This is a genomic window from Fibrobacter sp. UWR2 (genome assembly GCF_002210285.1).
Taxonomy (GTDB): domain Bacteria; phylum Fibrobacterota; class Fibrobacteria; order Fibrobacterales; family Fibrobacteraceae; genus Fibrobacter.
The window spans coordinates 269,543-295,420 of sequence record NZ_MWQE01000003.1 but is presented as its reverse complement, the minus strand read 5'-3'; the positions used below and the strand labels follow the sequence as shown (position 1 = coordinate 295,420).

Genomic DNA, 25,878 nt, shown 5'->3' with positions numbered 1-25,878 from the left:
TACAGATAGTTTATATTTCTTGAAGCAACTCAACAATATACACATAAGGAGTATGGTAAATGAAAAAGATTTTCCTCGCGGCCCTCACCGCAATGGCTCTCTGCAGCTATAGCTACGCTCAGGACGACGATGATGAATATGAAGACGAAGCCCCGGCAGCCTCCAGCGCCCCTGCGCAGAGCAGCTCCCCGGCAGCCCAGCCGGCAGCAGCCCCTGCCCAGTCCGGTGCAGGCTTCATGGGTCTCGGTCTTGACCTTCAGCAGACCTTCGGTGCCGGCATCCCGACCTTCTACCTGACCTTCAGGATCGCCCCGAACATGGAACTTTCCGCCATCTTGGGCCTCGTCCATCAGGGAGAATCTTCCACTGAATTTAAGGCCGGTGGCGAAGCCGACGGTAACGACGATGCAACAGCCCTGACCTTCGGTGTTGGCTTTGACTTCATCGCCGCCCAGATGCTCCTCCCCGTCCTTGTCGGCGGTGAAATCGTAATCAACCACCTCGGTGAAGACAACAACCGCTTCGACCTGAACCTCCTCGCCGGTTTCCGCGCCAACCCCGTGGCTAACTTCTACATCACCGGCAAGGCCGGCCTCGCATTCATGTACAACACTTCCGAAGATGCCAACGCGGAATACAGCCGCCTCAACTTCGGCTTCAAGACCCAGATCCAGTTGCACTGGTTCTTCATGTAATCGAGTCCCGATAAAAAGCTTAAAGCCACCTCGTCGAGGTGGCTTTTTTTGTATAGTTGCGGCCGCAAACCGCAAGTGACGAACTAGGCGTTCTTTACGCAGCGCACAGAAAGCGCATCCGACCTGTAGACGCCCTCGATATCCATGGATTCATCGGTGAGGCTCATACGGTAGGCGTTCGTGAGCCCGTATTCATCCTTGCACCAGAAGCGGGCGCGCTTGCCGAACTGGCAAAAACTGCCGTTATCGAAGCGGTAGCCGGCGGGCAGGGCGAAAAAGCCCAGGGAATCCGTGCCGGGCTCCTGCCAGACGCACTTGCTGCGGAGTTCACAACCGTTGGACTTGGAATCCAGGTTATTCATCAGCTGTTCCCATTCCTTGCTACTCGGGATATGCCAGCCCTCGGGCGCAATTCCCTGGTAGTTGTCGGCCTTGATCTTGCGGTACATTTCCATGTCGTTCGCTGGGGACTGCTCGCTAAATATCGCAGGGATGCCCAGCGCCGTGGTCCATTTATAGAGACGTCCGAACTTCTTCACGTTGGATTCATCGTTGCCGGCAGGGTAACTGTCCTCGGCGTTGTAGCGCAGGTTTTCGGCCATCCAGACCTGCCCCCCAATCTTGACGGTGCGGTAAGTTTCACCGTCGCGGGCATCCGTGAAGGAGCCGTACTTGAACTTGTTCGCGTTCTTGGCCAGGCAATCCTCGTAGGGCGTGGTATTCTGCGCCTCGGGGGATTCCTTCTTTGTAGCCTTGCTGACCCAGGAACCCAGGCAGAAGGCGGCAACGGCCACGACAACGATCGCGACTACAATGAAAACGACAAACGATACACTCATGAAGTCTCCTTTCCCTAAAAAGCCCCCTACTCGGCAGGCAAGATGATTTCGATGTGACTCGTACTCACGTTCAGGAAGTGGGTACGGAACAGGTCCTTGTCGTTCCTGTCGCTTACCTTGACCTGGGTAACCGCGATGAAGTCCTTGTTCTCGCGAATATAGTCGGTAAGGCGCTCGTCACGCAACGTGTCGATTTCGCCCGTAATGATAAAACTGTCGGTCCAGATTTTTACTAGCATAAGATAAATATAAAGTTTTTTTGGCTTTATAAGTAGAAAAAATCGTTTTTTTATTGCATTTTTCAAAATCTGAAGGTATTTTGTCATTGAAATAGATTTGCAAAGGAGACTATCATGGCTGCAAAAAAGAAACAAGTGATTTCAACTGATCCGGGCAAGATGATTTACCACAATATGGACTTTATCGACAGTGACAATGGCCGCCCCATCAGGATTATCGCCGAATTCATGGCTCCCAACCAGATTTTCCAGCAGGAAGGCGTTCAGAACACCATCGTATTCTTCGGTTCGGCCCGTACACTCCCCATGAGCGAAATCAAGAAGCGCATGAAGGGATGCAAGGACAAAAAGGAACTCGCACGCCTCAAGAGGCTCGAAGTCGTAGCGGAATACTACGACGCCGCACACGAACTGGGCGCAAAACTGGGCCGCTGGGCCAACAAGCAGCACAAGGGATTTGCCATCATGACAGGCGGCGGCCCCGGCATCATGGAAGCGGGCAACCGCGGGGCAAACGACGTGGGGACCTCTTCCGTCGGCCTCAACATCAGGCTTCCGTTCGAGCAGCACCCGAACCCCTATATCGACGACAAACTGAACTTGCAGTTCCGCTATTTCTTTATCCGTAAGTACTGGTTCATGAAGCTGGCCAAGGCCATGGTCGTATTCCCCGGTGGTTTCGGTACGCTGGACGAAATGTTCGAAATCCTGACCTTGATTCAAACAAAGAAATACGGCGACCGCATGCCCGTGGTCATCTTCGGCAGCAAGTACTGGAACAAGGTTCTCAACTGGAACTACCTGGCCGAAACAGGTATGATCGACAAGGACGACCTCAAGCTGTTCCATTTCTGCGATACTGTCGACGAAGCTTACGACGTTGTTACGAAAGCACTCGAAAAGACTATGGAATAATTTGTCCCTCGACAAGTTGAGGGACCTTATCTAAATTTGGGCCATGTTGCGAAATCTCTTGGCAGAATCATTGGATCGGTTGTCGCGAAACCTCGCGCTGCGCCCACACTATACAAAAGAAGAATACCAGCGCTGGTTCGACCAGAACCCCGAATTCCTACACAACGGGGCCATGGAAAAAATCGAACTCCTGGAACCGCTGACCCTCGAAGGTACGAACAACCTATACAGGGCGAACTTCTGGATAAAGCACCCGGGCGACAACCAGCATTATGGCGAACGCGAAATCGTCGTCAAGATCTGTAAGTTCTGGGCAGCACCGGGCAAGAACCGCCTGCACAGGCTGAACATGCTCCTGAGTGCGTTCCAGGACGAAATCCGCATCAACAACCTGATCCGCGCCACCAACATCGAAGGCGTGGTGCAGAGTATGGGCGGAGGCATTGCCGGCCGACACCCCTACCTGAAGATGGAATTCATCAAGGGTTGCGCGCTTGACCGAGTTTTCAAGACAAACTTGACCGACGACGAAATACTGCAACGCATCGCACAAATCGCATACCTCGCCAACACGATTAGCCAGTTGCACTACTACCAGGTCATCCACAAGGACTTGAAGCCGAAGAACCTGCTGCTGTGCCAAAACCCGCTACACCGGAACAACCACAAGATATTGATCTGCGACTTCGGCTACGCGCAAGCGAAACTCCGCGAGACGGTGAACGAATACGGTGGTCAGCTCACACCGTGCTACAGCGCACCCGAGCAAGCCATCATGGGCGAAAACCTCTCTTCGTCGGTAGACTATTTCAGTTTCGGAATCATCGTGCACGAGTTCCTGACCGGCTACAAGCTATTCCCGAAGGCGATGGACATATTCATCGAGGACGGACACAAGATTACCGACCGCTACCTGGAATACCTGAAGACAGGCCGTGAGAACCGCTTTAACGACAAACGGTTCCCCGAACTTGCGGAATGGATAGACAGGCTCACGATTTTCGACAGTTTCGAGCGCATGCAGAACTGTCCGAACCTTTTCGATATCGCCCACAAGCTGCGTGAACGCGTCAACGCGCAAGGATACCGCGACGTGAATACGGACTTCCTGTGGAACCAGCTAGGCGAATACGGCAAACGTTAAATGACGAGGGCAACACGATGCTTGGAATAAAGAAATACACGAAACGTCTGAAGGTACACCACTATATCGTGTTTGCCGTCGTTATCGCCATTGGCATATTCAATGCCGTCACAGCGCTTACGCCCGTTATCCAGCAGAGGGAACTCGAGAAGAACATCGCCCTTTCGTTCGAGAAATGGTGGCAAGAAGAAGGCATGCCGCAATTCAAGGTCATCGGACTGCCCGTAAACGACTCCGCAAGAGCAATCGAGTTCGAACAGTACCGTGAACGCGTACTTTCGGCCGGCAAGTCCTTCGACACCGAAGAGAGGATTAAGTCGAAGCGGAAGGAGTTCCGCGAATGGTGGGAAATTGGCGGCGGCAAGGAGCAGTACACCAAGGAACACGGCGTATACCCCAAGGAAGCTCAGTTCGAACGGGAACTGAACAAGTTCATCAAGAAATACACGGACCAGTTCCCGCGATATGCGATGGCTTTTGTCCCGAAGGACAGCGAGTACGAAAGGCTTTTCACCTGCTGGCTCCTTTTCCCGAGCTGGCCAAGCTTTGCGCTGTTCGCACTCCTCTTCCTGTTTGCGTATGCAAGGCTTAGCGACAGATGGGGCGTCATCGCCTCGCTGGGAATGTTCCTCGCGCTTGCCATATTTGGCGGATGCGTCATAGACTTTTTCACGGCGACAAGTTTCTTCAGCCCACACGTAGCCGAACGCTACATGGGCGCAAGCATCGCCATCGCATTCATGCTCGGTGCCACCGCTTTCGGGAATAGCCCCGGTAACGTGTCGCCCATCATCCGCGGAATCGCGATACTCGGAGTCATCCTCGATGTCACCGTCAACTGGATTGTCAATTCAGGAATCTTCGGGGCGGTAGGCTTTGCATCAATCCTGTTCTTCGGGCTCGGCGTACTTGCCGGCATCAAGATTCCCGCACGCCGCAAGAGCCTTGCCGAGCAGCGCAAGGATGCCCTGGAAATGCGCATGCAGCGGACCGCACAAAGGAACATTACCGCAGAGCGGCATGTAAAGACGCGCGAAAAGATTGACGAAGGATTCAGCGAGGCACAGAAGGGGCACTACGATGCCGCAAAGATATGCCTATGCCAGGCGATGACCGCGCTCCTGCAGGAACAGCCGCTGGATCACGAGACCCTGAAAAAGTTTGCCGAACGCATCGTAAGCCCGAGCCTGTTTATCGACGTGACGAGCACGCAGTGGATTGAATGGGGCGGGACGGCAAAGTCCCGAGGCTGCATGGATGCCGCGCTCTCGCTGCTAGAGAAAGGGCTCGCCCTCGAAAAGGACCCGAAGATTGCGCGTCGCGCACTCTACTCCGTAGGCGAAATACGTATCCGTTACGGAATCGAGCCCGACGAAGGCAAGCAACGTCTCGAAAAGGTCATCGAGCTTGGCGACGGCGACCTGCTCGCCACTCAGGCGAAACGGATGCTGGAAAAAACGGGTGTTTAAAAAAAATCCCCACCGGAGTTTACCCCGCACTTGATGCGGGGCGGGAATGACAAGAGAGCTTATTTCTCGTTGGCGAGGTAGGCCTTCCAGGTAGTCGCAATCAGCGTTTCCAAGTCGCTGTACTGCGCCTTCCAGCCGAGAACTTCGTGTGCCTTGCTGGGGTTAGCGACAAGCGTCGCGGGGTCGCCCGGACGGCGTTCCACAATGCGGTACGGGCACTTGCGACCGCTCACCTTCTCTGCCATATGGATAACGTCGAGCACGGAACTCCCCTGCTGCACGCCGAGATTCACAATCAGGCTCTTGTTGTTCTTCTGTAGGTAATCGAACGCCATCCCGTGACCAATCGCTAGGTCATTCACGTGGATGTAGTCGCGCACGCCCGTGCCATCGGGCGTATCGTAGTCGTTGCCGAACACGAGCAATTCCTTGCGCTTGCCGAGCAGAGCTTCCATCACCACCGGGATGAGGTTCGCCGGATTTTTCTCGAGCCCGTTGATGCGTCCCTTCACGTCGTAGCCTGCGGCGTTAAAGTAGCGGAGAGCCGCAAACTTGATTCCGCGCAGCTTATCGTACCACTTGAGGAAGCCCTCGATGGCGAGTTTCGTGTAGCCGTAGTAGTTTTCCGGGTCGGTCGGGTGTTCCTCGTCGACAGGCTGGTACTTCGGAGCACCGTAGGTTGCCGCGGAACTTGAGAACACGAAATACTTCACGCCGGCAGCGGTCGCAGCATTCAGGATGTTGATGGAGCCCGTAATGTTGTTCACGCTATATTTTTCGGGATTGATCATCGACTCGCCGGCAGCCTTGAAGGCGGCCAAGTGCACGAGGCCTTCGGGCTTGAAATTGTTCAGGAACTTTCCAATTTCATCGGGATTCAGGATATCGCCCTTCACGAAGCCCGCCTCGGGGAACAGGTTCTGCTCGAGACCGCTACTGAGGTTATCAAAAACGCAGACCTCGTGCCCGCGGTCGAGAAGTTCCCTTGTCGTGTGCGAACCGATGTATCCGGCACCGCCGATAACTGCAATCTTCATGTCTTTTCCTTTTTCAAACGACCGCTCACGCGGACTCGGTTATAAAATTAACATCCCGTCGCCATAGCTGAACAGCTTCATCTTGTTCTCGACCGCCATCTTGTAGGCGGCCAGCGTGTTTTCTCGCCCGTAGAAGGCCGAAACCAGCAATATGAGAGAACTCTTGGGCCAGTGGAAATTCGTCAGGAGCCCATCCACAATCTTATAGCGGTAGCCGGGATAGAAGAACGCATGCGTCACGCCTGTCTGCGCCTTCACGATTCCGTTATCGTCGGCAATCGTTTCCACAACGCGGGTACTTGTCGTACCGACAGTCACGACGCGGCCACCCGCAGCCTTCGCCTTGTTGATGATGTCGGCATTCTCCTGTGTAAGTTCGTAATGTTCGCCGTGCATCTTGTGCTGGGTAAAGTCCTCGACCGAGATGTTCTGGAACGTGCCCGGCCCTACGTGCAAGGTGACTTCGGCAACGTACACGCCTTTCGCCTTCAAATCGGCCAGCATCTGTTCGCTAAAGTGCAGGCTTGCCGTAGGGGCGGCAACGGCACCCGAGTACTTCGCGAAAATAGTCTGGTAGGCCTTCTTGTCGTCCTCATCGTCAGGGCGGTTTATATACGGAGGGAGCGGCACGTGGCCCTCGCGGTTCATCACCGCCTCGAGTTCCACGGGCGTCACCGCAAAACGCAAGATACGCGCGCCATCTTCGTGAATATCTTCCACCACAGCCTTCACGCCGGCAATCTCAAGTTCGCGTCCAATCTTGAAGGCCTTGCCCGGGCGGACCTGCGCCTCGTAGCGGGCACAGCCGTCTTCGGCCGGGATGAGCGACTGCACAAGGAGAGTTTCCACCTCTCCGCCGTGCAGCGTATGCCCGAATAGGCGTGCAGGGATCACCTTCGTGTTGTTCACCACCAGGCAGTCGCCGGGGCGGAACAGTTCAACAATCTCCGGCGCCTTCATGATGCGGCGCGGCCCGCCATCCTTGGGGCAATGCAATATACGCGTCTTGCCCTTGCCCGCCGTGCGGCTCGCAATCAGTTCCTTCGGGAATTCAAAAGTGTAGTCGGAAAGTCTATGGTCTTTCTCGATATTTTCCATCTTTACAAGCCTTCCTAGCCGTCCATTTCGGCCAAAGCCATCTTCATCTTCTGCTTAATCTTTTCGCGGAGCGACGCGGGTTTCAGTATGCGGATATCGGACGAGGATCCCATGAGCCAGTTCAAGAAATCCGGCGTGATGCGGAGTTTCATATCGACAATCATGTTCTTGTTGCGGTCAAGGCGCTTCGATATCGCCGGGTAAAAATGAGCGCGTTCGAACTGCGTCTGCAGCCACTTGCTCCTAATCTCGAGCGTGATATCCTCAGGTTTACTCGTATCCGTGTATTTTCCGAACGTATAGATGTAGTGGGTCCGCGCATCAAAATTGAACCTTGGCGAGGAATGGTTCGTCTCCGACATGCTCTCGATGTTTTCGAACAGGTAGTTCTTGAAGACTTCCTCACCCTTCTCGTCAACTTCACCCGCAACGAGGTAGAGCGTATCCATGCGCAAGATAACCTTGACCGGGAAAATCTCGCAGGTCTTGATTTCCTCTTCTGATGTCGACGGACGGTAACGGATCTTGAGCGCAAAACCTTCGTGAATGGCCTTGAGAGCGCGGTTCACCATGGCATCCTGAATCTTGTCGTCGCAGAACGGGCCGTAGTCCAGCACGTAATCCGGGTCCGTCGTGACTGCCTCCGGCTTGAATTCTTCAGGATCGGTCGTTTGCAACACGCCGATTACCTTGTCCAGAAGTTTCATGGTCTTGATATCCGGAGCAGATGTCGCCGGCAGGTTCTTCTTGATTTTCTCGAGCTGCTTGACCACGCTCTGATTGAAATTCGCCTGTTCCTCGACCTGGATAACATAGCGCGTCTCGCCTTCGCGCTTGATCTTACGAAGTCCGCAGTTTTCCTGCTCGATGACTTCGAGGTGGCGGAAAACCGTTCGCGGGCTACACCCGAGCGCATCGGCAAGCATCGTGACCGTCATCGGAGTTTTCAACTTCGACTTTATAAGGTTGATTTTCTCATATCCAGTTGCCATAAGCACTCCTTTTATCCCTCGACTACCCTGAGCCGGTTTTCAACCGAAGTGGAAAGCGACATCCTGACCGCATTGACAAACGCCATCTGCTTCTGCCACGCGGAATGGACTCGCCCTTCCAGCAAATACTTGTTCTCGACATACGAGACCTTGATTTTAGCACCCTGGAAGCGGGAATTCAGCGAATAGCTTTCTTCCATTTCCAGGCACTCGTTCCTATTCTGCATTTCCCGTTCGGGAATAGTGACCATGGAATAGGCCAGGTCCACAACGCCAGGGATCTCGGCGATGCGGTTTTCCAGATCCCTCGGGAAGGAATCCTCGAAACAGCATACCGACACCGAGACCTTGCCCCCCACGACACTCACCTTGTAGTCGAACACATTACGCCCGAACGACTCGAGCAGCGTGTAGACACGGTTCTCTATGAGGGAATCCGTCATTCCCGGTTCCGGAATAATCTTCGTAAAATCGACGCATCCGCGAATACGCGGCATGCTGTTCACGCACGCACGCAGCGAGCGCTTAATCGAGAAGTTTTTCACAAGGCCATTGAGATAGACTATGCCCTGCCCGACAGTCACCGATATACGGCCCGCATCTTCGGCAAAAAGCTGCTGCAGCTTGTTCTGCACAATCTCGCAAAGGCGCTCGTTCGGTAGATTCTGCGCTGTCTGCGGAAGCGTAATGAACAGCACAGACGCATCCTCGAGCAGCACGGCAAGTTTGTCCTTGTCTCCATCCTTCACAAGCCCCACCGCCACACCGAACTGATCACGAATGGCATGGTAAACGCAGTCTCCAAGGAGTGTCTGCGCGCTCTGAGCCGGCAACAAGCGGTACCCTTCGGGCGACTTCTCGTCGATATGTGCAAGGCGGTCGAGTTCGATTTTCTTGTCGGACCCGCCATCGTAACTCATGACGATGATTTCCTTGTCGCTCGTCTGGAAATAACTCCTGACCATTCCGGGCTTCACGGAGCCCCTAAAGTAGAGCCAGTTACCCACAGCGATGCGGCTGTTCCCGTAGACGCGGGTATATTCGCCGGCATCTTCCGGATGCGAAAAAGCAAACTCGTTAGAGAATGCGACGAAGGCGGATTCGCACTTCTCGCACACGCACAGGAGCGGCACATGCGATTTCATCCCGCCGTACGTAGAATACGGTTCGCGCGCATACAATCCATGAGCGGTGACCTTGCGGCACCGACAGCAGAACAACTGCTGGGAATGAATCCTATGCGGGAACTGGGAAAGCATTTCTCTAGCGCGCTATTTCATGAGAGGCATTGCCACGTCGATGCGGCGGAGAACCTCTTCCTTGCCGATGATTTCGAACATTTCCCAGAGGCCCGGGCCAGCGGTCACGCCAGAAACAGCGAGACGCGGAGCACCGACGAGTTCACCGACCTTGTGGCCGCAGCGCTCGGCGAGGTCATAAAAACCCTTCTCGATCACCGGGGTCTTGAAATCTTCGATGGAAGCGAGCATGTCACGCACAAGCGTAGCGACTTCCTTGGAACCTTCGCCAAAGTGCTTCTTAGCACCCTTTTCGTCGTAGGTCGTCGGAGCGACAAAGAAGTACACGGCCATCTCGGCCAAGTCCTGCACAAAGTGAGCGCGCGGCTTGAGCTGCTTCACGATTTCATCGAGGCGTGCTTCCGGTTCGTTGGAGAGGTCGATGCCCTTCGCAGCAAGGCCTTCCTTCATGATGCCCTTGAGGAACGCATCGTCGCACATGTGGATGTGCTGGCCGTTCATCCACTGCAGTTTCTTTTCGTCGAAGCTCGCGGACTTCGGGTTGATGCGTTCGAGCGTGAAGCTTTCGACCATTTCCTTGATGGTCATGACTTCGCGGTCGTCGCCCGGGTTCCAGCCGAGGAGAGCGAGGTAGTTCACAAGCGTTTCGGGCAGGTAGCCAAGGTCGCGGAAGTCGCCCACAGAAGCAGCGCCCTTGCGCTTACTGAGCTTACCGCCGTTCTTGTCGAGGATCACCGGCAGATGGCACCATACGGGCGGCTGCCAGCCAAAAGCCTTGTACAACAGTTCGTGCTTAGGCGTAGAACTAATCCATTCGTCACCGCGGAGCACGTGCGTCGTACCCATCAGGTGGTCGTCCACGACGCTTGCAAAATGGTAGGTCGGGTAACCGTCGCGCTTGATAAGTACGAGGTCGTCCAGAAGTTCGTTCTGGTAACTAATGTGGCCGCGAATCATGTCATCGAATTCGGTCACGCCAGTCTCGGGCACCTTGAAGCGGATGACAGCCTTTTCACCGGCAGCAATGCGGGCTTCGGCTTCTTCGCGAGTAATGTTACGGCAATGGCGGTCGTAACCCGTGACCGGCACGTGAGACTTTTCCTGCTCGGCACGGACTTCCTGCAGGCGTTCCTCGGTGCAGAAGCAGTAGTAGGCGCAGCCGGCATCCAAAAGCTTCTTGATTTCGCGGTGGTAAATGTCGAGGCGTTCACTCTGGAAGTACGGACCGCAGTCGCCCTCGCAACCCGGACCTTCGTCCCACTGCAGGCCGAGCCACTTCAAATCGCGCATCAGGTCGTGCAGCGCAGTCTCGTTATAACGCTTGCGGTCGGTATCCTCGATACGCAGGTAGAACGTGCCACCCATATGCTTTGCAAAGAAGTAGTTGTAGATGGCGGTACGCGCACCGCCCACATGCAGGTAACCCGTAGGGCTAGGGGCAAAACGCACGCGGACAGGAGACTTTGAACTGTTGCTGTTATCGGACATAATGTGTTTTTATCCTTGTTTAAATTTTTAGTCAATTTCCGTCAGTAAATATAGAAAAATGGTTTTCCCTACCCAGACGTGAAACTTTTTTCATAAAAAAAACGGCTTTTTTAAAGAAAAGACCAAACTTTTGGCAAAATCATGATATATATTGAAGTCATGCAGCCCCAAGCACTCAGACTTTCAGAGATTACGATTTCGAACCTGCGCTCCATCCAGCGACAGACTTTCCCGCTGAGCGGTTTCACCGCACTCATAGGTTACAACAACGCAGGCAAAACCAACATTTTGATGGGCATCAGATGGTTATTGTCACGTTTTTCGCTAGACATTTCCTTTTTTGACGACCCGAACAACCCCGTCGAAGTCGAGGGTGTTTTCGAAGGCATTACCGAAACGGTCCTCAACCGCCTAGGCGAAGACAAGGCCGCCGAAATCAAGCCCTTCCTATGCGGAGACAGAGTCCGCATCAAGAAAATCCAGCGCGTCCCCGGCGAAGTACCCGAGAACGTAGAGATCTGGGCTTTCGTCCCACCCAACCGCAAGACCGACAAGCGCAGGGACTGGGTGCGTACGGGCGATGCATTCAGGCACGCATTCAGCCGCATGTTCCCCTCCCCGATCGCCATCTGGGATTTCGAGGGCAACGAATCACTAACCAAGCTCCTGCACGAAATCTTCAAGCCTCTCGAAAGGCGCTTCGGCAACGAGTTCAACGATATCCTGAGCAAGTTCAGCGACATGCTCAGTCCCGGTGGCGAAAACCAGGCGGCAGAAATCCAGAGTTTCGACCACGACGTAAACGAGAAACTCAAGCCGCTATTCCCGAGCGTACGTGTGGAGCTGAGCATTCCCATCCCGACGCTGGAGACCTTCCTCAAAAAGGCCACCCTCAAGGTGATTGACGAAGACGACGGCTTCGAGCGCGATATCGACCGCATGGGAGCAGGAAGCCAGCGTGCCATCCAGATGGCGCTCGTGCGCTACCTCTCCGAAGTCAAGAAGCACCACAACAACCATTACCTGAGCCGCACCATGCTGCTCATCGACTCTCCGGAACTTTTCCTGCACCCGCAGGCCGTAGAACTTGTGCGCGTCGCGCTCAAGAACCTCTCGAACGAAGGTTACCAGGTGATTTTCGCGACACACTCCGCGCAGATGGTGACAAGCGAAGACGTAAGCACCTCGCTACTCATCCGCAAGAACAAGGAACGCGGGACATTCATGCGCAAGCGAATGGAAGACGCCGTCCACCAGGTCATCCAGGATGCACCCAGCCAGTTGCAGATGCTGTTCAGCCTATCGAACAGCAACGAACTGCTTTTCGCCGACTACGTGCTCCTTACCGAAGGCAAGACGGAATGGCGCGTACTTCCCGCGCTCTTTGAGCGCATTACGGGGCAGAGTTTCGCCCTCATCAAGTGTGCGCTCGTGCGCCAGGGCGGCGTAAGCAACACCCGCAAGAGCATGCAGGTCCTCGATGCCATGGATATGCCCGTGCGTTCCATTGTCGACCTGGACTACGCCTTCACTACGGCCACCCGCGACGGGTTCCTCGAGGCGAACGATCCCGACATAAAGTTCTGCACAAACCTGTTCCGCGAACTCGCATTCCACAACCACATGCGACTCGTGAACGGGCGTCCCGTGAACAAGCACAGCAATATTTCTGCCGCGAAGGCCTACGCCATGATGGCCGCCATGCCCGAAGCGGAACGCCCCATCCGAAACATCCACATGAAACTCCGCCAACAGGGAATATGGGTGTGGACCAAGGGCGCCATCGAAGAGCATCTCGGGCTCGAAGCCAAGAACGAGGGCGCCTGGAGCACCTTCATCGAGCGCTGCAAGTCGCAGAACTTTATACGCAACCTGCCCGACTACGACGGAATTCTCGCTCTCTGCCAGTGGATTATCGACGGCAGTCACGAGACATAAACATCAAGAAATCGCGATGTAGCTGCTTGTCGCCGTACTTGTCTTCGGCGCCAGGTTTCAAGTCGTCGGCAGTATAGCCGCTCGCGATACTTTCCAGCATCACCCTGCGTTCCGATTCATCGTAACGGAAACGGATGCGGAACGTGCGGTAGGCCAGTACACCCGTTCTTGCATTCTCGTCGATGGTCAGGCGCCGGCGCGAGCTGTCGAACACATCCTTCGAAAAATTCCCGCGAGAAAGTTGCACCCTGGCAAAACTGTCCAGGTCAAATTCGCTATGTTCCGCAATCCACCCGCCCTGCGCGGCAAATACCGCGGTCGTATCGACGGTCCACAAATCGCCTTCCTGTTCCTCGACCCAGCCTGCCTTCGCATTAGGGAAGGCGTCCGCCATCGGGATATACGGCTTGATATCGAGCACCGGAGTACCGCTCAGCAAGTCCGCTTCGTCTACATACAAAGTAAGGCCTTCAATTTTTAGGAGCCGCACGCAGCTGAGCCCGATAGGGTTCGGGCGGTAGGGGCTCCGGCTAGCGAAAGTGCCCACGCGGTCCTTGCCCTTCGGCGGCACTGGCGGCCGCGTCGTCGGGCGCCAACCCTCATTCTCGTGAAACTGGAATATGACCCAGATGCGCTCGAAACCTTCCAAGTCGCGGAGCGCCATCTCGTAGTTGTTCCCCGGAGCAAGTTCAATCCGGCCCGGATGCCCCGCAAACAGGCGCCCCTGCCGGGGAGCATCGTACTTGTACACGGCATCGCCGTAGAATGTGCCTATCGGGGTAAACTGCATGGCAGGAAAAGTAGAAAATTTCTAAATTTGCACGCGATGAAAGACAAGGCACAAAAACTGATTGAAAAGTACGAGGAACTGGAATCGGAACTCGGGAACCCGGATGTTCTCGCCGACCAGGCCCGCTACAACAAGATACACAAGCAGTACAAGGGTATCGAGAAGGCAGTGCAGAAGGCGAAGGAATACCTGCAGATGGTAAACGACCTCGCCGAATACAAGGCCGCACTCGGCGATCCCGACCCCGAGATGGTCGCCATGGCCAAGGCCGAAATTTCGGATATCGAAAAAAAGCTGCCGGGCGTGACCGACGAACTGCAGATTCTGATGGTGCCGAAGGATCCGTGGGACTACCGCAACGCAACACTCGAAATCCGCGGCGGTACCGGCGGCGACGAATCGGCTCTCTTTGCGGGCGACCTGTTCCGCATGTACCAGGGCTACTGCAGCCGCATGGGCTGGAAGATGACCATCCAGGATGCAAGCGAAGGCACCGTGGGCGGCTACAAGGAAATCCGCGTGTTCATCGAAGGCGACAGCGTGTACGGGACTCTCAAGTTCGAGAGCGGCGTGCACCGCGTGCAGCGCGTGCCCGAGACAGAGACGCAGGGCCGCGTGCATACGTCGGCGGCGACGGTCGCCATCCTCCCCGAGGCAGAAGAAGTCGACGTGGAAATCCGCGAAGCCGACATCCACATGGACACCTACCGTTCTTCGGGCGCTGGCGGCCAGTACATCAACAAGACGGACTCCGCCGTGCGACTCACCCATATCCCGACGGGCGTGGTGGTGAGCTGTCAGACCGAACGCAGCCAGCTGCAGAACCGCTTGCACGCCATGGAAATGCTGCGTTCCAAGATTCTTGACGCCGTCATCGCGAAGAAGGAACAGGAAGAGGCCGCAAGCCGCAAGGCCCTCGTGGGTACCGGTGACCGTAGCGCCAAGATCCGCACTTACAACTTCCCGCAGAACCGCGTGACCGACCACCGTATCGGCCTTACGCTGTACAACCTGGACAAAGTCATCACCGGCGACCTCGACGAGATCATCAACGGGCTCCAGATGGCGAACGCCCAGGAAAAACTCGGGAAGTTTAACGCCTAGCCGCATTCATTTTATAGGTAGATAGATGCCCACAAAGCCGCAGATGACCGTCCTCGAAATCCTGAACAGGACAAAAGTATTCTTCGAGAAGAAAGGCGTGCCCGACGCGCGACTCGACGCGGAATACATCATCTGCTTCGGGCTCGGCATCAAGAAGCGCATGGACCTCTACCTGAATTTCGACAAGCCGCTTTCCGAAGCGGAACTTGACAAGCTCCGCCCGCTGGTAGCGCGCCGCGCAAGTCGCGAGCCGCTGCAACATATCGTGGGCGACACGAGTTTCCGCGGGCACACCATCAAGTGCGACACGCGTGCGCTGGTCCCGCGCCCGGAAACGGAAGAACTGATCGACATGGCGAAGGAACGCCTGAAAGATAACGCCAGCCCGTTTATCGTTGAAGTCGGTACCGGGACAGGCGCCATCGCGATTGCCTGCGCGAAGGAAATCGAAGGAGCCCGCGTTCTCGCTACCGACATTTCAAGCGACGCGCTCGCGCTCGCGAAGGAAAACGCGGAAGCCAACGGCCTCGCCGAAACGTTGAAGTTCGCACAGGGCGACCTGCTCGACGCCGTAACGGGCGATGCCGTGACAACGGCCGCGGGCGCTACGGCGGCGAAAATCGACTGCCTTATCGCAAACCTCCCCTACATTCCCGATAGCGAAAAAGGCAAGCTCCAGCCCGAGGTGGACAAGTTCGACCCGGCACTCGCCCTCTACGGCGGACCCGACGGCCTTTCGCTTGTCCGCAAGATGCTCCAGCAGACCGAAGGCAAGCTTAATGCAGGCGCCCCGATCCTCCTTGAAATCGGGTCGGAACAGGCAGAAGTATTGCAGGCCGAAGCCGGCAACTACCCCTGGCTCGAATTTGAGGGAGCGCACAAGGACTTCTGCGGGAACGTACGCTTCGTAAGCTACAGGGCGAAATAAATCCTACATTCCGACTGCGCAGCCGAGGGCGCTGAGCACGTAGGTCTCGCTCTCCCCCATGCGGTAGAACGAAAGTAAATCGGAATCATCGACAATATCGTCCGTAAAACCGCCTAGCTGTAGTTGTTCGCCAATACGGCGCTTGAACGAGGAGAATCCCGAATCCCACGGGAAGCGTTCATTACGTATCATATTTTACCTCTTTTTCGAAAAAAGCCACACAGACAAGAAAGTGACTTTCTGAGCACCAAATATAAAATCACCGAATGTCAAAATATGACATTCTGGCATTTCCCCCAATTTTTTGTTTATTCGATGACGGTTGCGACAACCTTGGCATGGCCAGCCTTGTCGAGACCGATCTCCTTACCTGCAGCGACGCTCAGGTCCAGAATACGGCCATCCACATAGGGCCCGCGATCGTTCACGCGCACGACGACACTCATGCCGTTATCGACACGCACCACCTTGAGCTTGGTACCAAAGGGCAGGCTCTTGTGTGCACAGGTAAAGTCGTCCTGGTCAAAGATTTCCCCGCTCGCAGTCTTCTTCCCGTCGAAACCGGGGCCATAATAACTCGCCTCGCCGGTAATCTTCAGCCCGATTTCCGCCTTCTCGCCCGAGGCATACTGTTTTTCCGGAAACCGCACGTAACCCTTGCGCGAAGCAATCTTCGCGTTACCGGCGGCACAACCCGAAAGCAGGATAGACAGGGCGACGACACCCGCGATGCGGATGCACCCCTGAAAATGTCTATAAGAGAAAGCCACCGGATACTCCCGACTACTCGAAATCGTACATGCTGTTGTACGTATTCTCGAGGACTTCGTCTTCCTTGCTCTTGACTTCGGTCTGCTTTTCTTCGGGCTTCTTGTTCAACGCCTCGTAATACTGCGCCGAAAGCTTGTCGATGTGTTCCAGGCTCTGCTTCACGCGCTTGCGCAGGCGCTCGATATCGGCATCCGAGGTAATGCTTCTGTTGTTCAGCACGGTGGCAGCATACTGGCCCCACGGGGTCCTACCATGCTTGTCGCGGAGCACCTTGTAGGCCGCCGTCGCGCTATCAAGCCTTTCCGGATTCATCTGGTAGTAAACAGCCTTCATGTAGAGCGCCTGTATGCCGGATTCCGTCTCGGGATACTGCTGGTACAGGCTATCGAAAACATAGAACGCGTTCGCATATGCGCTGTCCACAAGTTCCATCTGGTCGAGAGGCATCTCCGAAGCCGTGGTCCACAGGCTCTCGGCACGCATATACATGTCCCGTGCCTCGTCGTCCGGCGTCTTCGCCGTAACCTTCATCCCGAGGTTCACCTGCGCCTGCTTGGCATACTCGGTATTCGGGTACTTCTCTATAACTTCCTTGTAGAGTTCCTCGGCCGTATCGGGATCGCCCTTGAATTCGTCGTATATAAACGCCCGCGCATACGATGCCCGCAGCACCTTCGCCGAATCGTCAGCATTCTCGATAATGCCGGTAAGGCGCGCGATGGCGCTATCCACTTCGGAAAGCTTGAACAGGAATAGTTCGGCAATCTGGAATTCGGTTCCAAAGAACCGGTCCATATTCGGAATCGAATCCTTCTGTACGCTGTCGTTCTGCTTGCGCATCGAAATCAGCCTGCGCAGAGCATCCCTGCGCTCGCGGCTCTTCTGCGCCCACTCGCTTATGGATCTCGAGATATAGCTGCTGTCGTAATAGACAATCGCCTTCTCGTAGTCAAGCGTCTTGTTCTGTTCGTAGTCACCAAGATTGAAGTAACTGCGCGATGCAAACTGCGACTTGGGATATTCCGTATTCACCTTCTGGAAAATCACGAACGCGTCCGGATAGCGGTTTCCCATCAGGGTCGCCTCGCCAATGCGCACCAGATATTCCGCCTGCTTCTTCTCGTATTCAGGATTCTTGTAGAGAGCCTTGTACTCGTCGGCGCCCTTCAAGTATTCCTTCTTGTTGATAAGGCATTCCGCGGCCTGTTCGCCGGAAGTCTGCCTCTCACGCACATTCAGCAGTTCAATCTCTTTCGCAGTGTAATGCTCGCGAGCCTTGTCCCAGTTTTCCTTCTTGTAGTAAAGGCCGGCCAGGCGGAAATGCGCCTTACCCTTCATGAACGGAGTGCCCGCAGTATCGGCAAGTACGGCCTCGAGCGCCTCGATGGCCTGATCCGGATGTTCGGACTGTTCGTCCAGAAGCGAAAGCAGGTTCAGTCCCTGGAAGTAGTACGGATGATTCTTATCGGCAATGACCGGCTCGAGTGCGAAACGGCTAATGTTATATTCAAGGTTCTTGTAGAGGCAGTAGGCACGCTGGTACTCAACAGTCCGCATGGAATCGTGGTCGGCAAAGTAGCGTTCGAACTCGTCGTACTTGATAATCGCCTTGCCCCACTCGCCCTTGTGGCGGAACGATTCGCCGATAAGGAACACGGCCTCGGCAGTACGCTTCTTGTTCTTGGGGAAGCGTTCCAGCACGCGGGAGCCCTTCTCGATGACCTTGTCGTATTTCATCCGCTCTTCGGTAGAGGGCGTAGAAGATTCCGCATCGGGCACACTGTCGAGACGCGCGGTACGCATCTCGGTAGCCTCGTCGTAAATGCGTTCCGCATTGAACATGTGGTTCAGGTATGCACAGCACGTGCAGCCTTCGAACAGGAAGGCCGCAAAAGCAAGCAGGGCATACGCCATGTAGCGGGATAAACGCATCGGTATAAAGATACAAAAAAGTAGGACGCGGGAAAAAGGCCCGAGTCTAGAATTCCTTCAGGTACGGGATGTAGTCGCAGAGCTTGAGGCCGGGCGGGAGCGCCGTCTTGTCAAAGCGCACCATGCGGATTTCAGAAGGCTTGCCTACAACGCGTGCAAGGATTTCGAAGTTGTCCTGCGTTTCCCACACCGATGCGTCGAGCACGGTGCTGTCGCCGCAGTCCGTCTCGCCGGTGCTGCTGCCGATACCCGAGATGCGGGAATTCTGCTTCAAGAGACGCGTAAAGATTTCGGGAGCCATTCCCATGTGGTTCGACTTGACCGACGAATCGGAAACGACCACGTGCACTTCGCGGAAATGGTTGAGCGAATCGAAAACCACCGTATAGGTATGCTTGTACGTGCCCTCATAGAAAGTTTCCTGCCACACGTTCGTCTTGATTGGCCTGAAGTTCCCGATGGCGTACTTCTTGAAGAATTCTCCCGGAGTCGCGCCATAGCGGACAAGGTAATGTCCGAGCATCGTCGTGAAGTCATGTTCCTTCGAGGGAGCATTCGTCCCCTTGATGCTATCGAGCGCGCGGTTCAGGTTCGCCGCAAGCCCGTCAGCAGCCGAGACCGGAGCAGGCTTCGTGACGTTCGACTCCTGCAAGCGCAGGCGGATATCCGGATATTCCGGGTCGCGGTTCAGGATTTCCTGGAACTGCGCGCGGGCGCGGTCGAACTCGCGACCCTTCAGGTACGAAAGCCCGAGGGCCTCGCGAAGCGGCAAGTTCTCGGGATAGCGTTCCACGAGCGGGGCAAGGATATCCACCGCCATCTGCGCGCGGTCTCGCGGAGTAAGGTTCACCGCGGCTCCCGTTCCCGGAGGGGACTTTTCGCCGAGAGTCGCCTCGGCTTCGGACGCCTTCTTGAAATTCGGGTCGAGTGCAAGGATCCTCTGGTAAATCCTGTCCGCCGCGTCAAAATGCCCGCGGTATTCGGCGAGGTAACCCTGCAGCAGGTGCAGTTCCATGTTCACCGGGAACTGCGTGAGCGCGTATTCCACCACGGCAGAGCAACTGTCCAGCTGGCCCTGGTCATGATAAAGTTTCGCCATGATCTCGTAGGCGCGCGGGTCGGCGCCGGCAGAAAGGCTTATCGCCGTGCGGCTTTCCGCGGCGGCCTGGGCAAGCCTGCCATCGCGCAGCAGGAGCTTGGCAAACCAAAGGCGCGCATCGTAAAGTGCAGGCGCCTTTTCGGCAGCAACCTGAGCCAACTGGATTGCAAGCGTAGTGTTTGAAGCGCGGGCAGCGAGGCGGCTCTCGATATACACGGCAACTCCACCCGGATAGCGCGCCTTGAGCATTTCGGCAAACTGCTTCATGCGGTAGTCCTCGCGTTCCGAAAGGGAGTCTTTTTCGAACAAAGTATTAAGTTCTTCCCACTGGACCTTGAGAATGTCCGGGTAGATCATCACGATGGATTCAAAAATCTCGATAGCCGCCTGGTAATTACCACCATGAGAAAGTTCTACCGCACGGCGGAGTTCGGCCTGCGTCTGCACCGGCAGCGAAGATACGCCCGCATTCAAATCGGGAGTATCGCCACGGGCGACAGAGCCCGCGGAAGGCAGCCCGAACGGCACGGCCTCGACCGAGACCTTGGACGGTCCGAATTCCTCGTATGCCTTGTAACCACCCAAAGCAAGTAGGGCTCCGCAGCACACCGCCAGAAACCAATATGCGGCCTTACGGGCCGAAGCCGACGAATGGGACATTAAAGCTCCAGGAAGTCCGCGAGTTTTTCTTTGTGTTCCTTGCTCTTCTGCAAACGGCGCAAGGTCTTGTTCTTGATCTGGCGGACGCGCTCGCGGGAGAGGCGCAGGTCTTCACCGATATCCTTAAGAGTCGTATCTTCCACGGTATCGAGTCCGTAGAACATGCGCAAGATTTCTTCTTCGCGACGCGGAAGCGAAGCAAGTGTCTCCTGGATGAGCTTCTTGCGTTCGTCCTTCTCCATGTCGTCGTCCTGGTTGCCATCGGACCCGAGAACGTCCATAAGCGTACTCACGGAATCCGAACTGCCGCCACCGACATCGTCGCCGATAGGCGCATCGAGCGAAATATCGACAATCTTTTCCATGACTTCGACGATATCGCGTTCGAACGGAGCAAATTCTTCCATCGAAATGGTCTTGTCGTAGTCACCGCCGTTGAGCATGAGTGCTCTCTTGAAGCGGTTGACCAGGGCAAGCTTGTTGGGCGGAATGCGAACCGCACCGACCTGTTCAAACAGCGCCTTCTGAATAGACTGACGGATCCACCACACGGCGTAGCTAATGAACTTGACGTCCTTGTCCATGTCAAAGCGCTTGGCAGCCTTGAACAAGCCAAGGTTTCCTTCGTTGATGAGGTCGAGAAGGGCGAGCCCCCTCCCCTGGTATTTACGAGCAACGCTGACCACAAAGCGAAGATTGCCGCGAATGAGCCGCTGAAGGGCAGACTTGCGAATTTCCTCGCTCTCGTCGGACCGGATAATCGTCAACAAGGCCATCTCCTCTTGCGGAGAGAGCGTCGGATAACGATTCAGGTCGCGAAAATAAAGCGCTTCGTTAAAATCACTCATAACCTTTACACCTGTCAATCCACGTAGTAGAAAACTTCGGTCAAACAAATATGGCTTTTTACGCCTTTTCCGTCAATTCTTTCAATTTGTCGTAAGGGTAAATTCCCGAATTGTGACCATCACTGAAGGTAAGCCCTGCAGCATAGCGCCCGATAGATTGCACCTTCTGTAGTTGAATATCACACGGAATTGTAGAATCGTCGAGCAACTTCTCGCCGGTATGTTCGTCGACACACAAAGCACAGGGGCAAGCCAACCGGAGTGCACGAATCGTGCATGCACCGCGGGAACCATCGCTCCACTCGAACCCGAGGCGTCCGTCCTTTGTTCTAAATATTTTCTTCGGCTGAATCATGCGTCCTCCACCGGAAGTTGTTCGAACTCGAAGTTGAAGTTCTTGAGCACGCCGTCGCCTTCAGCCTCAAACATCGCTAAAGTGCGCACCGTGGCATCGGCAGCCTGCATAAAGGCCTTCGCCGACTCGGAGTTCGGGTAACGGAGCACCGCCGGCGTACCTTCGTCACCGCAACCCGCCACCGCGGGTTCGAGCGGCACCTTCGCGATGAGCGGCACGCCCCAGCTCTTGGCAATGCGCTCGCCGCCGCCTTCACGGAAGATATTGTGGTGCTTGCCGCACTGGTCGCAAATGAAGTAACTCATGTTCTCGACAACGCCCACCACAGGAACGCCCACAGAATCGAACATCGCAAGCCCCTTGCGGCAGTCGGCGAGAGCCACCTCCTGCGGAGTCGTCACCACCACGGCACCTGCCATCGGGCAGTTCTGCGTGAGCGTAAGCTGGATGTCGCCCGTTCCGGGAGGGAAATCCACCAGCAGGTAGTCGAGCTTGCCCCACCGCACGTGATGGATAAAGTGCTGGATCATCTGCGAAACCATCGGGCCACGCCAGATGGTCGCCTTGTCGCTATCGGCGAACATGCACATGCTGACGATGCTGATACCGCCCTTCGCCTCGACAGGCGCAATCGTATTGTCGTCGAAAACCTCGGGAGCGCGATCGATACCGAACATGAGACCCATGGAGGGGCCGTAGATGTCGGCATCGAGGATGCCGACGCGGGCACCGGAAAGACTCAGGGCCATGGCGAGGTTCGCCGTCACCGTGGACTTACCCACACCGCCCTTGCCGCTTGCCACGGCAACCACATGCGAGACCTCGCCGATATACGAAGTCTTCGGTGCCTGCGTAGCGGCGTTGCCGCCATCTACTCGGCCCTGAGCGGTAAACGTCACCTCGACCTCACTCGCCCCGAGGCTCTTCACGATGGCTATACACTGGTCCTTGAACTTGTCGCGGATCGGGCATGCCGGCGTCGTGAGCCGGAGGTCGAAGTTCACCTTGTCGCCTTCTATTTTCAGGTTTTGGACAAAGCCGAGTTCCACGATGTTCTTGTGGAGGTCGGGGTCCTGCACCGCTCGCAAGGCATTCATGATAGTTTGTTCGTTCAGCACCATAATCTTTACCGTGTCGAAAATTTAGGCATACGCAAAAGATGCGTCATGCAGGGGGGCCATTCCTCTTCGTAGTGGCTCACGAGTATTATCGTCGTCTCGTGCGAGAGCAACTGCAGCAGGTTGAAAATCTTTTCGCGGTACTCGCCCTGTAGGCCCTGCGTAGGCTCATCGAGCAGAAGCACCTCGGGCGGGCGGATCGCGGCTCGTGCCATGAGCACCACACGCTTGTCTATCGGCGAGAGATTGCGGTAGCGCTCATGAATATCGCTAAAGCCCAAGTACTCCAGCCACTCCTTCGCCTTCGCGCGTTCTTCCCAGGTAGTGTTGTCCATCTTGCAGAGGTTCGGGGTAAAGCCCGTGCACAATACCTCTTGCAAGTTCAGGTCCTCGCGGTACTGGAGGGCGAGCTCCGGAGAGAAGAACCCGAGTTTCGCCTTGTGGTCCCAGATGTTGAGCCCGCGCCCGGGGCGTTCTCCTAACAAAGTAATATCGTTCTTGTAGATTTGCGGATGGTCCGCAGTAAGCATCCCGAGAAGCGTACTCTTGCCGGCACCGTTCTCGCCCATCACCGCCCAGTGTTCGCCCTTGCGTACCGTCCAGTTGAGGTTCTTGAGTACCGTCGTATCGCCGAACTGCACGTTGACGTTTTTCAGGTCGAAGAGAACTTTATCGTCATCCCCGCGGCCAACAGGCTCGTCATCCCCGCGGAGGCGGGGATCTCCCTTCGCACCGTGCAGTTCCACGATTTCGTAATCCTTCAGTTCCGCCTTCGTAAACTTGGGCTTCGCGGCAGCGCTCGGCAATTCGCCCGCATACTGCGTAAACGTCTTGTTCGCATACACGAATGCAGGTATTTCCGGCAGCAGTTCGTCTTCGCGGGCAAGGCGCACGGTAAGTTTCACGCCGGGGCGCTTCGAGAGTTCCACCACGCTCATGGCCAGGTGACTACGGTATTCGGGATCCAGCCCGCCGAACAAGTCATTGAAATAAATCCACTCGGGCTTTTCCATCCACATGCGCGCCAGCAGCACACGGCGCAGTTCACCATTCGAAAGGCTCAGCAACTTGCGTTCCAGAATTTCCGGCGAAAGTTCCGCTATCGCAAGCGCCTCGTCTATCTTTGCAGGGTCCGTCTCCGGCCAAGCCATGTCATCGATGTAGCGGTCCGTCTGCAAGAAGAACTTCTTCTTCAAAAGCAGATGGCGTACCAGCGGGGCTTCTTCGTCGTGCAGGCTAATAAACCGTTGCTGAAAGAACGGAGCGAGCGCATGCTGAATCTTGCGCTGCATCGCCTCCGACATCGTGGAGACATTTTTCTGCTGGTTCAAAAAATGAGTAATGACCCTATCCAGGTCCTCGCCTTCGGTGCTGAAAATCTGCACCTGCGGGAACATCTCGATCAAAGCTTCAAAGCGCTTGAATTCCATATATATAAAGATAGAAAATGAGGCAAGCAACGCTTGCCCCGCGCATACGCAAGAAACCTCCCCGGCCGCAAAGGCCGGAGAGGTTATTGGAGTGTGGATGAATTTCGTTTAGAACTTGCTGAAGAAATCCCAGGTAGTCTCGGGCACCCAAGACTTGTTCTGGCCCGGATCCTTGTGGTCCCAGATGTGGCCACCGGACTGCGTGCACCAGCGGACAGGGAAGCGTTCCTCGACAGTCGTGTAGTCGTAGCACTTGTGGGCCGCGTTGCGCTGGGCTTCCTGAGCCTGCTCGTTCTTCGCCTTTCCATTTTCGGAGTTGAGCGTCAAGATGATATCGCGGGCGGCGCGTCCCATCTCCGGAGTGCAGAGGTTATCGTCGAGGCCAAGCACGCCCATCCAGCCAATGCCCTTGTTCTGGCGCTGCGGGAGCCAGATGTTGCGTTCGGCAGTTTCGTACACGGCGACAGCGCGGAGCACGTCCTGATGGTTCCAAGAAAGACCGTTAGAGAACATGGAGCCGTAGCTGAAGCCCGTAGAGAACACGCGGCTAGAGTCAATGCAGAAATTGCCTTCGAGATAAGCGAGGAGCTCATCGAACAACAGGTAATCATCCTGAGCCCAGGGCGCCTGGTTTCCGTTGCCTTCGGGCGCCACAAAAATAACCGATTCATCCTTATCGAACGGTTTCAGGCCATAGTAGCCTTCGTCCTGCACGCCGCCGGCCCAGCCGCCCATGCACTGCATGCCAAAGATAAGCTTGTACGGTTTATTCTTGTTGTAGCTCTTCGGGATATCGATACGCACGGTGCGCGTTCCCTTGCTCCACTTGAAATCGATATACGGCTTGTCGCCACGATACTTGTAGTCGAGCCTAGTATCCTTGCCGCAACCACGCGTCGGGACAGGATCGTTCTTGAGGCCCCAACCGTAGGCATACTGCGGCTCCGGAGGAGCGGTCTTCTTGAGCGTAAGCGCAAGGGTCGTATCAAGATTATTGAGTTTCACGTTCAGCGTGTCGAAGCCATCGGCAACAACGCGAAGGTCGTCGCTATCGCCCACCTTGAGCAAGGCCTTCGCCGATGTCTTCGTGCCGAATGTCGCATTGAAGCTACCGTCGGCCGTGAAGCGGAAGTTCTGCTGGGCATTGCCCACGCGGACACGTGCGAAATACACGCCCTTCGCCTTCACGGAGGCCTTCATGTCGACCGTGCCGGAACCATAGAGCGTTTCGTTTAGCAGGCGGTTACCGACCATGTCGAAAACCTGCACGTGCACCGGAGAGCCCGAGCCCTGCGAGAACGAGAGTACCCCGCCGTTCACGGAGAGGTAGCCGACAGCCGCGCGCTGCTGGAACAGAGCGTCAGAGCCGCCTTCGCACCCCGGAGTGCCAGCAACGCACGGTTCGCCCTGGCCGAGAGAATCACCCGGAGTGACAGCCTCGTCCTGATGAATTGTGAAGGCACCGGTAGCATCGGTCTTTGTATCAAGAGCCTTGCCCAAAAGCGAAACGGAAGCGTTCTGAACAGCCTTCCCGCTTTCGTCCTTGACGGTTCCGGTGACAGTAAAAGCGTATGCCGCTGAGGCCATAGCAAGCCCCAGCGACACACTCGCGATGGAAAACATCCTCATACCAAAACTCCCTTTGAGTGTGTACTAAGAAACTATATTCCCACGCGCAGAAAGTTCACGGCCACAACCAAAGTAATATTGACAAAAAGTCCATGTACAAA

The 25,878-nt window shown here is 55.6% G+C and carries 24 protein-coding genes; 7 read left to right on the top strand and 17 right to left on the bottom strand.

Going from position 1 to position 25,878, the window contains the following annotated elements; all coding sequences use genetic code 11:
• Window positions 1-59 precede the first annotated feature (59 nt).
• Window positions 60-695, top strand: coding sequence for a hypothetical protein (locus B7994_RS07225; RefSeq protein ID WP_088637782.1), 636 nt, complete (start codon window positions 60-62; stop codon window positions 693-695).
• Between the two features lie 83 nt (window positions 696-778).
• Here the strand turns inward: B7994_RS07225 and B7994_RS07220 are convergent, their stop codons facing one another.
• The gene (locus tag B7994_RS07220; protein ID WP_088637781.1) at window positions 779-1,534 is read right to left on the bottom strand and encodes a fibrobacter succinogenes major paralogous domain-containing protein; all 756 of its coding nucleotides are present in this window, start codon (window positions 1,532-1,534) and stop codon (window positions 779-781) included.
• Between the two features lie 26 nt (window positions 1,535-1,560).
• On the bottom strand, window positions 1,561-1,773 hold the full coding sequence (locus B7994_RS07215; protein ID WP_072809161.1) for a hypothetical protein: 213 nt from the start codon (window positions 1,771-1,773) through the stop codon (window positions 1,561-1,563).
• Window positions 1,774-1,887: 114 nt separating this feature from the next.
• On the opposite strand from B7994_RS07215, the gene B7994_RS07210 reads away from it, so the two are divergent.
• Genes B7994_RS07210 through B7994_RS07200 form a run of 3 tightly spaced genes read left to right on the top strand, consistent with a single transcriptional unit; the run spans window position 1,888 to window position 5,301 of the window.
• Window positions 1,888-2,688 (top strand): TIGR00730 family Rossman fold protein, encoded by an 801-nt coding sequence (locus B7994_RS07210; RefSeq protein ID WP_088637780.1) that lies wholly within the window; start codon window positions 1,888-1,890, stop codon window positions 2,686-2,688.
• Window positions 2,689-2,731: 43 nt separating this feature from the next.
• Window positions 2,732-3,832 (top strand): protein kinase, encoded by a 1,101-nt coding sequence (locus B7994_RS07205; protein ID WP_088637779.1) that lies wholly within the window; start codon window positions 2,732-2,734, stop codon window positions 3,830-3,832.
• Window positions 3,833-3,849: 17 nt separating this feature from the next.
• Window positions 3,850-5,301: a hypothetical protein gene (locus B7994_RS07200; RefSeq protein ID WP_088637778.1), complete on the top strand. Its 1,452-nt coding sequence runs from the start codon at window positions 3,850-3,852 to the stop codon at window positions 5,299-5,301.
• 59 nt (window positions 5,302-5,360) lie between these two features.
• On the opposite strand, the gene galE is transcribed toward B7994_RS07200, so the two are convergent.
• From galE to gltX, 5 genes are read right to left on the bottom strand one after another with little or no spacing between them, the layout of a single operon-like run.
• Window positions 5,361-6,338: a UDP-glucose 4-epimerase GalE gene (gene galE, locus B7994_RS07195; protein WP_088637777.1), complete on the bottom strand. Its 978-nt coding sequence runs from the start codon at window positions 6,336-6,338 to the stop codon at window positions 5,361-5,363.
• Window positions 6,339-6,377: 39 nt separating this feature from the next.
• A complete protein-coding gene (gene queA, locus B7994_RS07190) occupies window positions 6,378-7,436 on the bottom strand; it encodes a tRNA preQ1(34) S-adenosylmethionine ribosyltransferase-isomerase QueA (RefSeq protein ID WP_088637776.1) in 1,059 nt (352 codons plus the stop codon).
• A 14-nt stretch (window positions 7,437-7,450) separates the two neighbouring features.
• Window positions 7,451-8,428, bottom strand: coding sequence for a YafY family protein (locus B7994_RS07185; protein ID WP_088637775.1), 978 nt, complete (start codon window positions 8,426-8,428; stop codon window positions 7,451-7,453).
• 11 nt (window positions 8,429-8,439) lie between these two features.
• On the bottom strand, window positions 8,440-9,687 hold the full coding sequence (locus tag B7994_RS07180) for a BON domain-containing protein (RefSeq protein ID WP_144063791.1): 1,248 nt from the start codon (window positions 9,685-9,687) through the stop codon (window positions 8,440-8,442).
• Window positions 9,688-9,699: 12 nt separating this feature from the next.
• Window positions 9,700-11,175, bottom strand: a complete 1,476-nt coding sequence (gltX, locus tag B7994_RS07175; RefSeq protein WP_088637773.1) for a glutamate--tRNA ligase — start codon at window positions 11,173-11,175, stop codon at window positions 9,700-9,702.
• Between the two features lie 159 nt (window positions 11,176-11,334).
• Between gltX and B7994_RS07170 the strand changes: the two genes are divergently transcribed.
• Window positions 11,335-13,113, top strand: a complete 1,779-nt coding sequence (locus B7994_RS07170) for an ATP-dependent endonuclease (protein ID WP_088637812.1) — start codon at window positions 11,335-11,337, stop codon at window positions 13,111-13,113.
• On the opposite strand, the gene tsaA is transcribed toward B7994_RS07170, so the two are convergent.
• Window positions 13,088-13,903 (bottom strand): tRNA (N6-threonylcarbamoyladenosine(37)-N6)-methyltransferase TrmO, encoded by an 816-nt coding sequence (gene tsaA, locus B7994_RS07165; protein ID WP_088637772.1) that lies wholly within the window; start codon window positions 13,901-13,903, stop codon window positions 13,088-13,090. The genes B7994_RS07170 and tsaA overlap by 26 nt on opposite strands.
• 36 nt (window positions 13,904-13,939) lie before the next feature.
• On the opposite strand from tsaA, the gene prfA reads away from it, so the two are divergent.
• Window positions 13,940-15,007 carry a peptide chain release factor 1 gene (prfA, locus tag B7994_RS07160; protein ID WP_088637771.1) on the top strand — a complete coding sequence of 356 codons (1,068 nt, stop codon included), beginning with the start codon at window positions 13,940-13,942 and terminating at the stop codon, window positions 15,005-15,007.
• Between the two features lie 25 nt (window positions 15,008-15,032).
• The gene (prmC, locus tag B7994_RS07155) at window positions 15,033-15,935 is read left to right on the top strand and encodes a peptide chain release factor N(5)-glutamine methyltransferase (protein ID WP_088637770.1); all 903 of its coding nucleotides are present in this window, start codon (window positions 15,033-15,035) and stop codon (window positions 15,933-15,935) included.
• A gap of 3 nt (window positions 15,936-15,938) precedes the next feature.
• Here prmC and B7994_RS07150 read toward each other — a convergent pair whose 3' ends face one another.
• The 9 genes from B7994_RS07150 to B7994_RS07110 form a co-directional block, all read right to left on the bottom strand.
• On the bottom strand, window positions 15,939-16,127 hold the full coding sequence (locus tag B7994_RS07150; protein WP_088637769.1) for a hypothetical protein: 189 nt from the start codon (window positions 16,125-16,127) through the stop codon (window positions 15,939-15,941).
• A 116-nt stretch (window positions 16,128-16,243) separates the two neighbouring features.
• Window positions 16,244-16,705 (bottom strand): septal ring lytic transglycosylase RlpA family protein, encoded by a 462-nt coding sequence (locus tag B7994_RS07145; protein WP_233143101.1) that lies wholly within the window; start codon window positions 16,703-16,705, stop codon window positions 16,244-16,246.
• Between the two features lie 13 nt (window positions 16,706-16,718).
• Entirely contained in the window at window positions 16,719-18,638 is a 1,920-nt protein-coding gene (locus B7994_RS07140; RefSeq protein WP_088637768.1) for a tetratricopeptide repeat protein, read from the bottom strand.
• 46 nt (window positions 18,639-18,684) lie between these two features.
• The gene (locus B7994_RS07135) at window positions 18,685-20,397 is read right to left on the bottom strand and encodes a lipopolysaccharide assembly protein LapB (RefSeq protein ID WP_088637767.1); all 1,713 of its coding nucleotides are present in this window, start codon (window positions 20,395-20,397) and stop codon (window positions 18,685-18,687) included.
• The gene (locus tag B7994_RS07130) at window positions 20,397-21,245 is read right to left on the bottom strand and encodes an RNA polymerase sigma factor RpoD/SigA (protein ID WP_088637766.1); all 849 of its coding nucleotides are present in this window, start codon (window positions 21,243-21,245) and stop codon (window positions 20,397-20,399) included. The genes B7994_RS07135 and B7994_RS07130 overlap by 1 nt, the downstream gene beginning before the upstream one ends.
• A 58-nt stretch (window positions 21,246-21,303) precedes the next feature.
• Window positions 21,304-21,600 (bottom strand): DUF971 domain-containing protein, encoded by a 297-nt coding sequence (locus B7994_RS07125; RefSeq protein ID WP_088637765.1) that lies wholly within the window; start codon window positions 21,598-21,600, stop codon window positions 21,304-21,306.
• Window positions 21,597-22,721 carry an Mrp/NBP35 family ATP-binding protein gene (locus B7994_RS07120; protein WP_088637764.1) on the bottom strand — a complete coding sequence of 375 codons (1,125 nt, stop codon included), beginning with the start codon at window positions 22,719-22,721 and terminating at the stop codon, window positions 21,597-21,599. The genes B7994_RS07125 and B7994_RS07120 overlap by 4 nt, the downstream gene beginning before the upstream one ends.
• A gap of 5 nt (window positions 22,722-22,726) precedes the next feature.
• A complete protein-coding gene (locus B7994_RS07115) occupies window positions 22,727-24,148 on the bottom strand; it encodes an ATP-binding cassette domain-containing protein (protein ID WP_088637763.1) in 1,422 nt (473 codons plus the stop codon).
• Window positions 24,149-24,256: 108 nt separating this feature from the next.
• The gene (locus B7994_RS07110; protein WP_088637762.1) at window positions 24,257-25,777 is read right to left on the bottom strand and encodes a T9SS type A sorting domain-containing protein; all 1,521 of its coding nucleotides are present in this window, start codon (window positions 25,775-25,777) and stop codon (window positions 24,257-24,259) included.
• Between the last annotated feature and the right edge of the window lie 101 nt (window positions 25,778-25,878).

Bases quoted from the DNA above. Each gene is read 5' to 3' on its own strand.
- B7994_RS07210 (WP_088637780.1), top strand. From the start codon at position 1,888: ATGGCTGCAAAAAAGAAACAAGTGATTTCAACTGATCCGGGCAAGATG.
- B7994_RS07180 (WP_144063791.1), bottom strand. From the start codon at position 9,687: ATGCTTTCCCAGTTCCCGCATAGGATTCATTCCCAGCAGTTGTTCTGC.
- B7994_RS07185 (WP_088637775.1), bottom strand. From the start codon at position 8,428: ATGGCAACTGGATATGAGAAAATCAACCTTATAAAGTCGAAGTTGAAA.
- B7994_RS07225 (WP_088637782.1), top strand. From the start codon at position 60: ATGAAAAAGATTTTCCTCGCGGCCCTCACCGCAATGGCTCTCTGCAGC.
- B7994_RS07110 (WP_088637762.1), bottom strand. From the start codon at position 25,777: ATGAGGATGTTTTCCATCGCGAGTGTGTCGCTGGGGCTTGCTATGGCC.
- B7994_RS07130 (WP_088637766.1), bottom strand. From the start codon at position 21,245: ATGAGTGATTTTAACGAAGCGCTTTATTTTCGCGACCTGAATCGTTAT.
- B7994_RS07120 (WP_088637764.1), bottom strand. From the start codon at position 22,721: ATGGTGCTGAACGAACAAACTATCATGAATGCCTTGCGAGCGGTGCAG.
- B7994_RS07220 (WP_088637781.1), bottom strand. From the start codon at position 1,534: ATGAGTGTATCGTTTGTCGTTTTCATTGTAGTCGCGATCGTTGTCGTG.
- B7994_RS07170 (WP_088637812.1), top strand. From the start codon at position 11,335: ATGCAGCCCCAAGCACTCAGACTTTCAGAGATTACGATTTCGAACCTG.
- queA (WP_088637776.1), bottom strand. From the start codon at position 7,436: ATGGAAAATATCGAGAAAGACCATAGACTTTCCGACTACACTTTTGAA.
- B7994_RS07200 (WP_088637778.1), top strand. From the start codon at position 3,850: ATGCTTGGAATAAAGAAATACACGAAACGTCTGAAGGTACACCACTAT.
- B7994_RS07115 (WP_088637763.1), bottom strand. From the start codon at position 24,148: ATGGAATTCAAGCGCTTTGAAGCTTTGATCGAGATGTTCCCGCAGGTG.
- B7994_RS07140 (WP_088637768.1), bottom strand. From the start codon at position 18,638: ATGCGTTTATCCCGCTACATGGCGTATGCCCTGCTTGCTTTTGCGGCC.
- gltX (WP_088637773.1), bottom strand. From the start codon at position 11,175: ATGTCCGATAACAGCAACAGTTCAAAGTCTCCTGTCCGCGTGCGTTTT.
- B7994_RS07150 (WP_088637769.1), bottom strand. From the start codon at position 16,127: ATGATACGTAATGAACGCTTCCCGTGGGATTCGGGATTCTCCTCGTTC.
- prfA (WP_088637771.1), top strand. From the start codon at position 13,940: ATGAAAGACAAGGCACAAAAACTGATTGAAAAGTACGAGGAACTGGAA.
- tsaA (WP_088637772.1), bottom strand. From the start codon at position 13,903: ATGCAGTTTACCCCGATAGGCACATTCTACGGCGATGCCGTGTACAAG.
- B7994_RS07205 (WP_088637779.1), top strand. From the start codon at position 2,732: ATGTTGCGAAATCTCTTGGCAGAATCATTGGATCGGTTGTCGCGAAAC.
- prmC (WP_088637770.1), top strand. From the start codon at position 15,033: ATGCCCACAAAGCCGCAGATGACCGTCCTCGAAATCCTGAACAGGACA.
- B7994_RS07135 (WP_088637767.1), bottom strand. From the start codon at position 20,397: ATGTCCCATTCGTCGGCTTCGGCCCGTAAGGCCGCATATTGGTTTCTG.
- B7994_RS07125 (WP_088637765.1), bottom strand. From the start codon at position 21,600: ATGATTCAGCCGAAGAAAATATTTAGAACAAAGGACGGACGCCTCGGG.
- galE (WP_088637777.1), bottom strand. From the start codon at position 6,338: ATGAAGATTGCAGTTATCGGCGGTGCCGGATACATCGGTTCGCACACG.
- B7994_RS07215 (WP_072809161.1), bottom strand. From the start codon at position 1,773: ATGCTAGTAAAAATCTGGACCGACAGTTTTATCATTACGGGCGAAATC.